This is a genomic window from Streptomyces sp. NPDC029526 (assembly GCF_040637405.1).
GTDB lineage: Bacteria > Actinomycetota > Actinomycetes > Streptomycetales > Streptomycetaceae > Streptomyces.
Map to the genome: position 1 here is coordinate 73,091 of NZ_JBEZWE010000021.1, position 13,344 is coordinate 86,434.

Sequence of the window (13,344 nt, forward strand, 5' to 3'; positions counted from 1 at the left end):
AATGGTGTGGCGCACGAGGTTCGGCCAAGAGCCAGTGTCATATGCCGCGTTTTCGCCCGCAGTTGGACAGCTCGCGCGTGCTGCGGGGATGACGAACGTCACGTCAGCGGGTGGGAGACGGTCTGTTCGGCGTGCGCTGAGTCACATGGCGTGCGTCACCGTGGTGTTGGTGCGGGCGGGTGCGGGGTGGGGCGGTGAGTCGGTTTGTGGGGGTACGTTCCGTCGGCCGAGGCGGGCCGGGCCCGTTCGCCGACGGGCGGTCTGGATGCTTCTTCTTCCTGATGGCCGGCGGTGTGCGTGGGAGTGGGGGAGTACGGCTCGGCTTCAGCTCTCGTCCGACCCGGCCTTCGCCTTCGTTCCCGCCGTTGCCATCGCCGTTGCCGAGGCCGTCGCCGACTCCGTCCCGGTGCGGCTCGTGTCCTCCTTCTTGTTCTTCTTGTCCCTCGCCTTCGCCTCCTTCGTCGCCTCCTTCGCCTTCTGCTCGCCCTGCTCCTGGTTCGTCGTCTTCTTCGGGTCGCTCCCCGCCTCGGCCCGGGACGAGCCCTGGGTCCCGGCCCCGGTCCTCTTGTCAGCGGTCCTGTCCGCGGCCCTGTCGGGCGTCTTCCCGGTCTTCCCGGACTGCTTCTCCGAGGCCGGCGTCTTCGTGCCCGGGTCCGGGCGTACCACGCCGAGGATCGGCATCGAACCCGCGCCCGCGAGCGTCACCGACCGGCCGGGCCGGGGTGCGTGCACCATGGTTCCGTCGCCGACGTACATGCCGACGTGGCTGGCGTCACCGAAGTAGATGATGAGGTCGCCGGGCCGCATGTCCTTCACGGCCACGCGCGTGAGCTGCTTCCACTGGGCCTGCGAGGTGCGCGGTATGGCCCGCCCGGCCGCGGCCCACGCCTGGGACGTGAGGCCGGAGCAGTCGAACGCCGTCGGGCCCTCGGCACCCCAGACGTACGGCTTGCCGATCTGGGCGGTGGCGTACGCGACGGCCTTCCTGCCCTGGGCCGTCGCCTCCCCGGTGATGTCGTCGAGGATGCCGGAGCCCAGCCAGGCGGCCTGCGCCTGCTGTTCGGCCTGCCGTTCCAGTCCGGCCAGCCGCTCCTTCTCCTCCGCCTTCAGCTCCGACTCCAGCTTCTCGGCCGCCGCGATCTGCTTCTCGATCTTCCGCTGGGCGGCGGCCTTGGCCTTGCGGCCCGCCTCCAGCTTGCGCCACTGGGCGTCGGCGTCACGGGCGTACTGCTTCAAGTCGGCCTGGGTGCGGGTCATCTCGCCCAGCAGACCCTTCGTCGCGTGCTGGCCCTGACGGACCCGGCCGGCGCCCTCGAGGAACTCCTGAGGGTCGTCGCTCAGCATCAGGTGCGCCTCGGGCGGGAGTCCGCCGCCGCGGTACTGGGCCGCCGCGGCGGCACCCGCGCGTTGCTTCAACTCGTCCAGCTTCTCCCGGCCCTTGACGATCTTCTTCGCCAACTGGACGATCTGCGCCGACTGGTCCTGCGTCTTCTCCTCGGCGGCGTTGTACTCGTCGGTGGCGACGGCCGCCGCGCGGTACAGCTTGTCCAGCTTCTTCCGGACGGCTTCGAGTTCGGCGTTGGAGGCGGGCGGGAGGGGAGTCGTGGCGCTCGCGCTCGCGCCGGGTGCGGGCGTGGGGGCGGGTGCGGGGTCGGCGTACGCGGTGCCGGGTGCGGCGAGCACGGTGACCGCGCAGACCACTGCCACGGCCACGGTGATCAGCCCCTGTTTGCCCGTCCCCGAACGCATGCCAGGCACCGCGCCCATGTCTCACTCCCCCAACTTGTTAACCGTCGGTAACGTGCGGTCGTCGGGGGGATGTTGCCACGTCGGCCCGCTGAGCAACAGGGGTGCTCCGTGGCGAGTGAGCCCGGCCTTCGAACCTCGCCGGTCCCTCACCGCGGGCCGCCCCCCGAGTGCTTTCCGCCCCGCCCGGCCGGGCATGCCGGTTCACCCCTCGATGTGACGAACGGCTCACGTCGATCGTTCCCGGGGTGCCTGCTCCCGCTTTTCCTGCCCGGTTGCTCGACCCGGGCGGCGTCGGCGTCGGTGTCTCCCGGCGTTGCGGTCATCCCGTCGTGGAAACCGGCTTCGGTCGCCTCGTCACGGCCCCGTCACCCCCGCTGCCGTCACCCCCGAGGTGCCAGGGCATCCCAGCGCACGGTGACCTCGCCCTGCCGCCAGCGCGTGGGCCCGTCCGTCACCGGCCAGTCCGCGGTGAGGTCCCGCACCGTCCGGATCCAGCGCTGGCGGGCGCCGTAGGAGGCGTAGGGCGCGGCGGCGGCCCAGGCGCGGTCGAAGTCACGCAGGAAGGCGTGCACGGGTTCGCCGGGCACATTGCGGTGGATGAGGGCCTTCGGCAGGCGTTCCGCCAGGTCGGACGGGCGCTCCAGGGAGCCGAGCCGGGTCGCGAAGGTGACCGTGCGAGGCCCTTCGGGGCCGAGGGCGACCCAGACGTGACGGCGTCCGATCTCGTCGCAGGTGCCCTCGACGAGCAGCCCGCCGGGTGAGCCAATCGCCGGGTCGGCCGGGGCGAGCCGTGAGCACAGGCGCCGCCACACGTCGGCGACCTCGCCCTCGTCGTACTGGCGCAGGACGTTCGCCGCCCGGACCAGCACGGGGTGGCCGGGGACCGGCAGTTCGAAGCCGCCGTGCCGGAAGTCCAGCCCCTCCTGTCGGTAGGGCAGGGCGGCGGCTACGCGGGCCGGTTCGATCTCGATGCCGGTGACGCGGGTGCGGGGGGCCACGGTGCGCAGACGGTGCAGGAGCTCCACGGCGGTCCAGGGGGCCGCCCCGTAGCCGAGGTCGACGGCGACGGGTTGGGCGGCGCGGCGCAGGGCGGCGCCGTGGGTGGCGGCGATCCAGCGGTCCATGCGGCGCAGCCGGTTCGGGTTGGTGGTGCCGCGCGTCACCGTGCCGACGACGGGCGCTCCCCGGCTCGGGCGGGGCCGAGCGTGGGGCGGGGAGGCGGCGCGGGTGGTCATGCCTACGAGGGTAGGCGGGCAGCCGACGGCTCCGTGCGGACGGGCTCGTGCCGACGGCTCCGTGAACCCGACACCTTCCGTCCCCGTCATCCTGCCGCTCGTGCCACCCCTGCCACCCCCGCCACCCCTGCCACCCCCGCCACCCCTGCCGCACCCGTCCCACGCCTCCCCGCCTCGAACGGTTGAGCGACAAACGGTAATGATTCGGCAAAGACCGCTCCCGGCGAGGTCACCCGGAAATGGGACGGTCCCCTCCGGTGTTCCAGTCCCGGAGGGTCGTACGACCCGTGCCCGCCATGCCCGCAGCCCGAGGAGGACCGCCACGTGAGCCAGTACATCGGCAGGCTCGGTCGGCGTTCCGCGGCCGTGCCCGCGCGGTTGCGGCTGCACCGCAGGCAGCCCCGTCGGGTGGCGATGCTCTCCGTGCACACCTCACCGCTGCACCAGCCGGGCACCGGTGACGCCGGCGGCATGAACGTGTACATCGTCGAACTGGCGCAGCGCCTCGCCGCGATCAACATCGAGGTCGAGATCTTCACCCGCGCGACCACCGCCGCCCTCCCGCCCACCGTCGAGCTGGCCCCCGGCGTCCTCGTCCGGCACGTCGACGCGGGCCCCTACGAGGGCCTGGCCAAGGAGGAGCTGCCCGCCCAGCTGTGCGCTTTCACGCACGGCGTGATGCAGGCGTGGGCGGGTCACCGCCCCGGCTACTACGACCTCGTCCACTCGCACTACTGGCTCTCCGGCCACGTCGGCTGGCTCGCCGCCCAGCGCTGGGGCGTGCCCCTGGTACACGCCATGCACACCATGGCCAAGGTCAAGAACGCCAACCTCGCCGACGGCGACACCCCCGAACCGCCGGCCCGGGTCATCGGCGAGACCCAGATCGTCGAGGCCGCCGACCGGCTGATCGCCAACACCGCCGAGGAGGCCGACGAACTGGTCCGGCACTACGCGGCCGACCCCGGCAAGGTCGCCGTCGTCCACCCCGGCGTCAACCTGGACCGCTTCCGTCCGTTCCCCAAGGGTCACGCCGAGCCCCGCGTGGTGGAGGGGGTGGGGACGTCGTCCGCTCGCGCCGCCGCCCGGGCCCGGCTCGGGCTGCCGCAGGACGCCCTGATCCCGCTCTTCGCGGGCCGCATCCAGCCCCTGAAGGCGCCCGACATCCTGCTCCGGGCGGTCGCCGTCCTCCTCGGCGAGCGTCCCGAGCTGCGCTCCCGGATCTGCGTCCCGGTGGTGGGCGGGCCGAGCGGCAGCGGACTCGCCAAGCCGGAGGGGTTGCAGAAGCTGGCCGCGCGCCTGGGCATCGCCGACGTCGTGCGGTTCTGTCCGCCGGTCGCGCAGGAGCAGCTCGCGGACTGGTTCCGGGCCGCGAGCGTGCTGGTCATGCCGTCCTACAGCGAGTCGTTCGGCCTGGTCGCCATAGAGGCGCAGGCGGCCGGCACGCCGGTGCTGGCCGCCGCGGTCGGCGGTCTCCCCGTGGCGGTGCGCGACGGGGAGACGGGTGTGCTCGTGCAGGGGCACGACCCCGCCGCCTACGCCCGCGTCCTGAGCGACTTCGCCGACGACCCGCACCTGGCCGACCGGATGGGCGCGGCAGCCGCCCGGCACGCCCAGTCGTTCGGCTGGGACACCGCGGCCGCCGCCACCGCCGACGTGTACGCGGCGGCGACGCAGGCGCACCGCCGTCACGTACGCTCGCTGCATGGCTGATCACGCGGAAGCAGAGCAGCAGAGGGCGTCCCGGGTCATCGAGGACGTGCTGAAGGACGCCGAGCTCGAATGGGAGAGCCCCGCGTCCGGCACGTACGTCGTGAAGCTTCCCGGCACCCGCAAGCTGTCGACCACGCTGTCCCTGATCGCGGGCCGTCACACGCTCTCCCTCAACGCCTTCGTCATCCGCCACCCCGACGAGAACGAGGCAGGGGTCCACCGCTGGCTCCTGGAACGCAACCTCAAGCTGTACGGGGTGAGTTACGCCGTCGACCCGCTGGGCGACATCTACGTCACCGGGCGCCTCCCGCTGCCCGCCGTCACGCCGGAGGAACTGGACCGCCTGCTCGGCCAGGTCCTGGAGGCGGCCGACGGCAGCTTCAACACCCTGCTGGAACTGGGCTTCGCCTCCGCGATCCGCAAGGAGTACGCCTGGCGGGTGTCCCGCGGGGAGTCGACCCGCAATCTGGACGCGTTCACCCACCTCCTGCAACGGCCCTCGGGCGACGACGACTGACGGCGTCGGCCGACAGGACAGAACTGGCCGGCGACTGAGCGCCGGGCCGAGCGCCGGGCCGAGCGCCGAGCCAGGCCGGACCAGGCCGCCGGAGCCGAGCGCCGGGCCGCCTGTCCGAGTCGCTCTCGGAGCGAACCGTCCGCGTCGCCCTCGGAGCGGACCGTCACAGCCGCCCTCGGAGCGGACCGTCACAGCCGCCCTCGGAGCGGACCGTCACAGCCGTCCGTCGGACGACACCCCAGGTCACCGCCGGTCCGCTGAGCATCGGGGCGGCGAACGGACGTGCGATCCCGCCCTGTTACTCTGCCGCGATCCGGACCCGTTCGCTGGGTCCCATGCATGAAGAGGACGTGCATGCACACTGGCAGATCCGCCCTCGTGGCCGTGCTCACCGGAGCGCTCGCGCTGGGGGCGTTCACCGCTCAGCCCGCACAGGCCGTCGCCGCCGACACCGGCATCAAGGTGTCGAACGTGGTCGTGAACAAGGGCAAGCCCATGGTGGTGGGCACCACCGAGACCAAGTACCCCACCTTCAGCTACCGGGTGACCTGGCCCGCCGGCTACACCATCAGCACGGCGAGCACGAGCCCGTTCATGTACCACGGGATGACGCCGGCCAAGGCCAACGAGACCAGTAACCAGCTGATCCAGTCGGACATGTTCGAGTGCTTCGAGGACGGCCCGCGTGCCGCGAACTGCTCGGGGCACCTGCGCATCCGGCCCCGCGAGAACCTCGACTCGGCCAAGGACGCCACCACCTGGAAGATGTCGGTCATCGCCTTCCTGGAGAGGAAGAACAGGCTCGACCACGAGTACCTGACCACGCCGGCGACCCTCCAGGTCAAGCGCGCGGCCCGTGCCACGGTCAACGCCTCGCCGGAGCCGGTCGTCAAGAACAAGACCATCACCGTCACCGGCAAGCTGACCCGCGCCGACTGGGCGAAGCGCTCCTACTCCGCGTACGGCGGCAAGCTGGCCAAGCTCCAGTTCCGCAAGGCGGGCAGCAGCACCTACACCACGGTCAAGACGGTGCGGGCCAACTCCAGCGGCAACCTGAAGACCACGGTGAAGGCGACCGTGGACGGCTACTGGCGCTGGACGTTCGGCCAGACGTCCACCACAGGCGGCGCGACGTCGAAGGACGACTACGTCGACGTGAAGTGACCGGGTTCGCGGGCCGCCACCCACCTTGGTCGCAGCCCGCGGGCCCATCCACCGTGGTCGCAGCCGGCGCGCCGCCGCCCCCACCCGCCGCTCGCCGTCCCCCGCCCTCCGCACTCCGCACTCCGCACTCCGTCCCACAGTGACATCGGAGCACGTCGGGCTGTCGCGGGACGCTACGAGTGTTCCCCCGGCGCCGCCCCTGCCCGGTACCTCCCCGGGGTGACCCCGACCAGCCGGCGGAAGTGCCGGGTGAGGTGGGCCTGGTCGTAGAACCCGGTGGCCACCGCGACCTCGCTCGGCGACCGCCCCTCCAACAGCAGCCGCCGGGCCCGTCCGACCCGCCGGGACATCAGGTACTGGTGCGGGGGGATGCCGTAGGCGCCACTGAACGCCCGTACGAGGTGCGCGGGATGGGCGGACAGCGTCCCGGCGGCCTCGCGCAGCCCGATGCCCTCCACCACCCGCGCGTCGAGCAGTTCCCGCAGGCGCCGGGCGAGGACCGGATCCCGCAGCGGGGTCCGCGCCGGCCCCCGGGACCGCAGGTGCTCCCGCAGCCGCTCACCGACGAACGTCAGCCGGCTCTCCGCCTCCAGCTCGTCACCCGGCCGGGTCAGCGCGGTGTGCACCTGCCCGACGCGCCGCCGCAGCAACGGGTCCCGCAGGTCAGGACCGTCCACGGCGGGACCGATGAGGTCGTCCGCGAGGTGGGTGCCGTCGAGGTAGAGCACCCGCTTGCGGAAACCGTCCGCCGTGGCGGGGGAGCCGTTGTGGGGAACGTGGGGCGGCAGCAGGGACACGGTGTCGTGCGGGGTGCCGTGCTGGTGCCGGTCCAGGTCGTACCGGACGGCACCGGCGTCGACGATCAGCAGCGTCCAGGCGTCGTGGACGTGCATCGGATACGCGTACTCGGTGAAGCGCGCGTGGAACACCTCGACGACACCCGGCACCCGGGGCCGCCAGGCGGAGACGGTCGCCCCGGACGTCCCCGCGGAGCGCGCTGCGGCCATGCAAACAACGTACAAGACGCCGACGCGCCCCGATCGGCAGTCTCAACGGCATGACGACCCCACGCTTCGACACGAAGATCGCCGTCCTGCTGCGCGACGACCTGGAGACCTGGCAGCGCCTCAACGTCACCGCGTTCCTGGTCAGCGGCCTGGGCAGCCAGTTCCCCGAGGTGATCGGGGAACCCTACGAGGACGCGGACCAGGTCGGCTACCTGCCGATGTTCCGCCAGCCGGTCCTGATCTTCGAGGGCACGAAGGAGACGCTGCGCACCGCCCACACCCGCGTCCTCGCCCGTGCCCTGCCCCGCGCCGTCTTCACCCGCGACCTGTTCGCCACCGGCCACGACGAGGCCAACCGCGCGGCGGTCCGCGCCGTCGGCACCGCCGACCTGGACCTCGTCGGCCTGGCGGTGCACGGCCCGAGGAACGCGGTGGACAAGGTGCTCAAGGGGGCGCGGATGCATCCGTGACCCGCGCCCTCACACCTTAAAGCGACTGCCGGGACCTCGCAGGATCGGCCGCTCGGCCGCTCCACCCTGCCGGAGTCGGGGCTGCCTGCCGTGCTGGGACAGGCCTGCGTCATGCTGGACGGGCCGCGGGCGCTCTTGCACGACGGCAGATCCGGGGGGAGGGCGGCAGATGGACTGGGGCGGACTGATTCCCGGGCTGAGGTTGAGCCTGGTGAGCCGGGTCCACTTCGTGCTGGCGTGGTGTCTGTCCGTGGCCGCGATGCTGATCACCGTGGTGGCGTGGCTGCCGGGGCCGAGCAGGGTGCCGATCTGGGGCGAGGGTGCCGTCTTCGTCGCGGCCTTTCCCGTATTCGGTGCCGCGATCCTGCGCGCAGTGTCCTCCCCACGTGCCCGGACGCTGCTGGACCGCGGTGAACTCGGCAACGGCATGCGGGTGTTCAGCTTCGCCCGCGCCCTCCCGACCGGCCTGCAGTGTGCCTACGCGCTCGTGCTGGCCGTGCTCGCCCTGGCCCTGGTGACCGGGGGCATGGCAAGGGCGACCCATGCCGACGACTCCGGCCGTCACTCCTCCACCCAGGGGAGGGCGCCGGAGCAGCGCAGCGAAGCTGTAGGGCTCACCGAGGCGGAGCATCACGAGGTGCGTAAGGCGAAGGTTCGCATCGCTGCCTCCACGGCCATGCTGTTCCATGCCGCCGCGGGCTTCCTCGTCCTCGTCGCCGCCCCGGCCATCGATCCCTGGCGGGAACAGGAGTCGCGCTCGTAGGCCCGGGTTCCGGGTCCCCGGGGCTGCTGCCCGTTCATCCCGCCGCCCGGAAGGCCCCCGCCGGGCGGCAGTCGCGGCAGCGGCCCGGGGCGGGGGCGCGGAAGGCCCGTTCGCAGCCGTCGCAGGTCTGGAACGGCAGGGCGGCTGTGGGGCGTTCCGCGGGGTGAGCCGGTCGGGGCGGTGCGGGCAGGGGTGTCTCGCGGAGGCGGAAGGCGAGGACGCTCGCCGGTCGGGCACGGAAGTGGTCGGGGAGCCCGGCGGTCAGCCGCTCGGTGATCTGAGTGGGCCCCACGCCCGCGGCCAGCCACTGTGTGACCGCCGGTGCCAGGCGTGCTGCCTCCTGCGCGGACAGGACGAGCCGGGCGTCCACCCGGCGGAGCGAGGCGAGCACCGCGACCGCTCGGGGGTCGGCGCCCGCCAGGGATGCCGGTGGCGTGGTGGCCGGTTGATCCGGCGTGGAGGTGGGCGTGGGCGGTGGTGAAGGCTCCGGGGCCGTCGCGGCGGAGGCCGGCGGGCGCGGCGACTCCGGCGAGGGCTGGACCGGGGCCGCCCTGCGGGGGCGGGGTGGCTTCGGCGGTTCCGGCGGCCCGTCCGGTGTCGGAGGCCCGCCGGGTACGTCGTAGAAGAACGTCCGCGTGCGGATGTGGCCGCTGGGCAGACGCACCCGGCGCCGCTCCAGGTACCCGGCGCTCTCCAACTCCCGCAGCGCACGCGAGATCAGGATCTCGCCCTCGGTGAAGTGCCCGCACAGAGCGCTGATGCTGACGGGGGCTCCGTCGGGCAGGGAGGCGATGTAGGCCGCGACGCCGATCGTGACCGCGCTGCCCCGGCGTTGGGCGAGGGCGTTGGCGAGCACCGTGAAGTCGGCGGTGAGGCGGGTGCGTACGTGGGTCACACCGGTGGCCGGAGGTCCGGTGTCCGCGCGCAGGGGCGCGTTAGACTGCGAGTCAGCCATGGGGGAAGGTCCTTGCTTCCGTCGTGGTGAGGCCCTCGCTCGGGATGGCAGTCCCGCCCGGGGGCCGTTCTGATTACTCTGGTCGCCGCGAACGTAACGGTCCGTGACCCACCCAGGCAAGCCGGTCACCCGGACGGGTGACGCAGCCGGGAGGGTGGGCGGGCGGGTAGTTCTTTCCCCGGGTTCTTTGGAAGCCGCGCGGCCCACCGCCCCCTCGCGAACGAGGGACCGGCGGGCCGGAACAACGGGACGTGACCGGTGCCCGGGCGGCTCAGCGCCGGTACCGGCCGGCCTTCAACTCGCCTATGAAGGCAGCCCAGGAGGCGCTGCGGAAGGCCACAACGGGACCGTGCGGGGCCTTGCTGTCACGCACGGGGACGAGGCCGAGGGCCTGGACGGCCACCTCGACGCAGTCGCCCCCTTCCTGATTGCTGTAACTGCTCCTGCGCCACGCGACGCCGTTCGGATCGGGACGGGACGTTCGCTCCACGGTGGTTTCTCCTTCTGCCGACCGGCACGGTCAGGCCAGTGGGCGTGCGGCCTTCAAGTCCCCCATGAAGGCGGCCCAGGTGCCGGATCGGAAGGTGAGTACGGGGCCTTGGGGTGCCTTGCTGTCACGGACGGGGGTGAGTCCGGCGGCTCCGGTGGCCACCTCGACGCAGTTGCCGCCCTCCTGATTGCTGTAGCTGCTCCTGTGCCACACGACGTCGTTCAGATCGAGAGGGGACGTTCGCTCCACGGTGGTTGTCCTCGATCACGGATCGGATTGGGCAAGACGGTGTGGGCGGAGGTCACGGTCGGGCGGCCGGACGGGCACGATGGCCGCTCCGACGTGACCCGCGCGGGCGCGGTGCCGTAGTGAGGGGGCGCTGAACGGCTCGAACCGGTCTGTCGGACCGGGAGCTCTCTGCCGGACGGGAGCGGGAAGGCCCGGTGGTGGGGAGCCGAAAGATCCGGAGGTGGGTGGCGGAGCTGCGGCGGGCGGATGGTCGCCCACTCCTCGCCACTCTCAACGTATAGCGCACTGGGGGGCTTGCGGCAAGGCCCCCCTTCTGGCGCAGAATTCCCGGCCGGAGCCAGGAAGCTGCGGAAAAGGGTGATTCACGTAATGAATACGATGCTGTCCGGATACGGCGTGGCCGACGCCGCCGGCGCCTTCGACCTGCCGGACCGGCTCTCCGCCAAGGCCGACCCCGCACTGATCGCGGGCGACGAGGCGCACTTCGCGGCGATCGCAGCGTGCCTGGAGGAGACGATCGCCGAGCTGACCGCCCGCCTGGACGCCGAGCGCAGGGCACCCGGCGGGCTGGGCCGGCACGCCATGGACCGGGACGCCGAGATCCACCGGCTGACCGCGCGGCTGCGCGCCCTACGCCGCTTCGGCCTCGACCTGTGCCTCGGGCGCATGGTCGCCGACGACGGCACCGACCCCGTCTACGTGGGCCGCCTCGGCCTGACCGACCGCACCGGCCGCCGCCTCCTGGTCGACTGGCGCAGCCCGGCGGCCGAACCGTTCTTCGGGGCCACGCACGCCCACCCGATGGGGCTCGCCAGCCGGCGCAGGTACCGCTGGTCCGGTGGCAGGGTCAGCGACTACTGGGACGAGGTGTTCACGGCGGACGGTCTCACCGGCCACGCCGCCGCCCTCGACGACCAGTCCGCCTTCATCGCCAGCCTGGGCGACACCCGCTCGCCGCGGATGCGGGACGTGCTCGGCACCATCCAGGCCGACCAGGACGCCGTGATCCGCGCGGGCTCGCGGGGCGCCCTCGTCGTGGACGGCGGGCCGGGAACGGGGAAGACCGTGGTCGCCCTGCACCGCTCCGCCTACCTGCTGCACGCCGACCCGCGCGTGGGGCGGCGCCGGGGCGGCGTGCTGTTCGTCGGCCCGCACCGCCCGTACCTGGACTACGTCTCCGACGTGCTGCCCAGCCTCGGCGAGGAGGGCGTGCAGACCTGCGTCCTGCGGGACCTGGTGGACGAGGGGGTCGATGCCGTACCGGAGTCCGACCCGGAGGTGGCCCGGCTGAAGGCGTCCGCCGACATGGTGCGGGCGATCGACACCGCCGTCCGCTTCTACGAGGACCCGCCCGCCGAGGCCCTGACGGTGACGACGCCCTGGTCGGACCTGCGGCTGACCCCCGAAGACTGGACGTCCGCCTTTGCCGCCGTGGAACCGGGCACCCCGCACAACGAGGCCCGGGAGCAGATCCGGGAGGAACTGCTGACGATCCTGATCGAGCAGCACGGGCCGGGCGCCTCGGCGGCGGACGGAGCGTCGGCGGAGGACGGCATCCCGGTGGGGGACGGCCCGGCCGGGGACGGCGGCGTCTCCGAGGACGTGCTGCGCAGGGCGCTCCGCCGGAACGCGGAACTGGCCACCGCCCTCCACCGGGCCTGGCCCGTGCTCGACGCGGCCGACTTGGTCTCCGACCTCTGGTCCGTGCCCGCCTACCTGCGCCTGTGCGCCCCGTGGCTCGACCGGGACGAGGTGCAGAGGCTCCAGCGCGCCCAACCCCGGGCCTGGACCGAGTCGGACCTGCCCCTCCTGGACGCGGCCCGCCACCGGCTCGGCGACCCCGAGTCGGACCGGCGCGCCCGCCGGCAAGAGGCCGCCCTCGCCGCCCAGCGCGAGCGCATGAACCAGGTCGTGGACAACCTCGTCGAGGCCACCGCCCACTCCGGCGCCGACCTGGACGACGGGGAAGGGCTCGTCATCATGCTCCGCGGACAGGGCGCCGACGTCAGCCTCGTCGACACGTCGGAACTGCCCACCGCCACCCCGGACCTGCTCGCCGGACCCTTCGCGCACATCGTGGTGGACGAGGCGCAGGAACTCACCGACGCGGAGTGGCAGATGCTGCTGCGGCGCTGCCCGTCCAGGAGCTTCACCGTCGTCGGCGACCGCGCCCAGGCACGGCACGGGTTCACCGAGTCCTGGCAGGAACGCCTCGAACGCGTCGGCCTCGACCGCGTCCGGCTCGCCTCGCTCACCGTCAACTACCGGACGCCGGAGGAGATCATGACGGCGGCGGAGCCGGTCATCCGCGCCGTGCTCCCGGACGCCAACGTGCCGACCTCCGTCCGCAGCACCGGCATCCCCGTCACCCACGGCAGCGTCGCCGACCTCGACGCCACCCTGGCCACCTGGCTCGCCACCCACCCCGAGGGCACGGCCTGCGTCATCGGCGCCCCGGCCGACGACGGGCGCGCGACCGAGCGCGTGCGCTTCCTGACCCCGGAACTGTCCAAGGGGCTGGAGTTCGACCTGGTCGTCCTCGTCGAACCGGAGCGGTTCGGCGCGGACGCCGACGGGGCCGGCAGCGGTGCCCGGTCGTCCGACGCCGACATCTCGGGAGCGGTGGACCACTACGTGGCGATGACACGGGCGACACGGCAACTGGTGGTGCTCGGCGGCTCATGAGGTGGCCCGGCCTGTCGGGGGTTCCGGCGGGCGTCGGGATTCCCTCAGCCGCCGGGCACCCACCGGCGGCCGTGCGGGACTCACCGGCGGCGGTGGGCTCCTCAGCCGCCGGAGACTCCCCGGCCGTGGGGGATCGTCAGCCGCCGGGGCCGCCGGGGCCTCCGGGGACCCCGGGACCCCTACGGGCCCCAGGGACTCTCGGGGCCCCTAGGGACCCTCGACCCCTAGGGACCTTCGGGACCCCCGGGGCCCCTAGGAGTTGTCGTCAAATGTCACGCCCACATCAGCAGCGATGCGAGGGTGACGGCTGCTTGGTAGGACTCGGCGGTCTTGTCGTAGCGGGTGGC

At 73.0% G+C, this 13,344-nt stretch carries 11 protein-coding genes and 2 pseudogenes; 6 read left to right on the forward strand and 7 right to left on the reverse strand.

Annotated elements, in window-relative coordinates:
• Positions 1-651: 651 nt before the first annotated feature.
• Both AB0F01_RS28345 and AB0F01_RS28350 read right to left on the reverse strand, forming a co-directional pair.
• Positions 652-1,749, reverse strand: a pseudogene (locus AB0F01_RS28345) (NlpC/P60 family protein); the annotation flags it as partial.
• A gap of 380 nt (positions 1,750-2,129) precedes the next feature.
• Positions 2,130-2,873 (reverse strand): class I SAM-dependent methyltransferase, encoded by a 744-nt coding sequence (locus AB0F01_RS28350; protein ID WP_362101414.1) that lies wholly within the window; start codon positions 2,871-2,873, stop codon positions 2,130-2,132.
• A 435-nt stretch (positions 2,874-3,308) separates the two neighbouring features.
• On the opposite strand from AB0F01_RS28350, the gene mshA reads away from it, so the two are divergent.
• The 3 genes from mshA (at position 3,309) to AB0F01_RS28365 (ending at position 6,378) form a co-directional block, all read left to right on the forward strand.
• A complete protein-coding gene (gene mshA, locus AB0F01_RS28355) occupies positions 3,309-4,697 on the forward strand; it encodes a D-inositol-3-phosphate glycosyltransferase (RefSeq protein WP_362101386.1) in 1,389 nt (462 codons plus the stop codon).
• Complete coding sequence (locus tag AB0F01_RS28360) at positions 4,690-5,214, forward strand: YbjN domain-containing protein (RefSeq protein WP_362101389.1); 525 nt, start codon at positions 4,690-4,692, stop codon at positions 5,212-5,214. The genes mshA and AB0F01_RS28360 overlap by 8 nt, the downstream gene beginning before the upstream one ends.
• A 354-nt stretch (positions 5,215-5,568) precedes the next feature.
• Positions 5,569-6,378, forward strand: a complete 810-nt coding sequence (locus tag AB0F01_RS28365) for a hypothetical protein (RefSeq protein ID WP_362101391.1) — start codon at positions 5,569-5,571, stop codon at positions 6,376-6,378.
• Between the two features lie 173 nt (positions 6,379-6,551).
• Here the strand turns inward: AB0F01_RS28365 and AB0F01_RS28370 are convergent, their stop codons facing one another.
• The gene (locus AB0F01_RS28370) at positions 6,552-7,385 is read right to left on the reverse strand and encodes an AraC family transcriptional regulator (protein ID WP_362101394.1); all 834 of its coding nucleotides are present in this window, start codon (positions 7,383-7,385) and stop codon (positions 6,552-6,554) included.
• 50 nt (positions 7,386-7,435) lie between these two features.
• Here AB0F01_RS28370 and AB0F01_RS28375 point away from each other — a divergent pair, with 50 nt between their 5' ends.
• Both AB0F01_RS28375 and AB0F01_RS28380 read left to right on the forward strand, forming a co-directional pair.
• Positions 7,436-7,855 carry a DUF2000 domain-containing protein gene (locus AB0F01_RS28375; protein ID WP_192235099.1) on the forward strand — a complete coding sequence of 140 codons (420 nt, stop codon included), beginning with the start codon at positions 7,436-7,438 and terminating at the stop codon, positions 7,853-7,855.
• A gap of 211 nt (positions 7,856-8,066) precedes the next feature.
• Positions 8,067-8,618 carry a hypothetical protein gene (locus tag AB0F01_RS28380; RefSeq protein WP_362101397.1) on the forward strand — a complete coding sequence of 184 codons (552 nt, stop codon included), beginning with the start codon at positions 8,067-8,069 and terminating at the stop codon, positions 8,616-8,618.
• 34 nt (positions 8,619-8,652) lie between these two features.
• On the opposite strand, the gene AB0F01_RS28385 is transcribed toward AB0F01_RS28380, so the two are convergent.
• The 4 genes and pseudogenes from AB0F01_RS28385 to AB0F01_RS28400 form a co-directional block, all read right to left on the reverse strand.
• Complete coding sequence (locus tag AB0F01_RS28385) at positions 8,653-9,573, reverse strand: hypothetical protein (protein ID WP_362101399.1); 921 nt, start codon at positions 9,571-9,573, stop codon at positions 8,653-8,655.
• 271 nt (positions 9,574-9,844) lie between these two features.
• A complete protein-coding gene (locus tag AB0F01_RS28390) occupies positions 9,845-10,063 on the reverse strand; it encodes a DUF397 domain-containing protein (RefSeq protein WP_362101402.1) in 219 nt (72 codons plus the stop codon).
• 30 nt (positions 10,064-10,093) lie between these two features.
• Positions 10,094-10,276 (reverse strand): DUF397 domain-containing protein, encoded by a 183-nt coding sequence (locus AB0F01_RS28395; RefSeq protein ID WP_362101416.1) that lies wholly within the window; start codon positions 10,274-10,276, stop codon positions 10,094-10,096.
• A pseudogene (locus tag AB0F01_RS28400) lies at positions 10,215-10,340 on the reverse strand (transcriptional regulator); the annotation flags it as partial. The gene AB0F01_RS28395 and the pseudogene AB0F01_RS28400, both read right to left, overlap by 62 nt.
• Before the next feature lie 341 nt (positions 10,341-10,681).
• On the opposite strand from AB0F01_RS28400, the gene helR reads away from it, so the two are divergent.
• Entirely contained in the window at positions 10,682-12,997 is a 2,316-nt protein-coding gene (helR, locus tag AB0F01_RS28405; protein WP_362101405.1) for an RNA polymerase recycling motor ATPase HelR, read from the forward strand.
• The last annotated feature ends 347 nt before the right edge of the window (positions 12,998-13,344 follow it).

Bases quoted from the DNA above. Each gene is read 5' to 3' on its own strand.
- AB0F01_RS28350 (WP_362101414.1), bottom strand. From the start codon at position 2,873: ATGGACCGCTGGATCGCCGCCACCCACGGCGCCGCCCTGCGCCGCGCC.
- AB0F01_RS28360 (WP_362101389.1), top strand. From the start codon at position 4,690: ATGGCTGATCACGCGGAAGCAGAGCAGCAGAGGGCGTCCCGGGTCATC.
- AB0F01_RS28365 (WP_362101391.1), top strand. From the start codon at position 5,569: ATGCACACTGGCAGATCCGCCCTCGTGGCCGTGCTCACCGGAGCGCTC.
- AB0F01_RS28370 (WP_362101394.1), bottom strand. From the start codon at position 7,385: ATGGCCGCAGCGCGCTCCGCGGGGACGTCCGGGGCGACCGTCTCCGCC.
- AB0F01_RS28375 (WP_192235099.1), top strand. From the start codon at position 7,436: ATGACGACCCCACGCTTCGACACGAAGATCGCCGTCCTGCTGCGCGAC.
- AB0F01_RS28385 (WP_362101399.1), bottom strand. From the start codon at position 9,573: ATGGCTGACTCGCAGTCTAACGCGCCCCTGCGCGCGGACACCGGACCT.
- helR (WP_362101405.1), top strand. From the start codon at position 10,682: ATGAATACGATGCTGTCCGGATACGGCGTGGCCGACGCCGCCGGCGCC.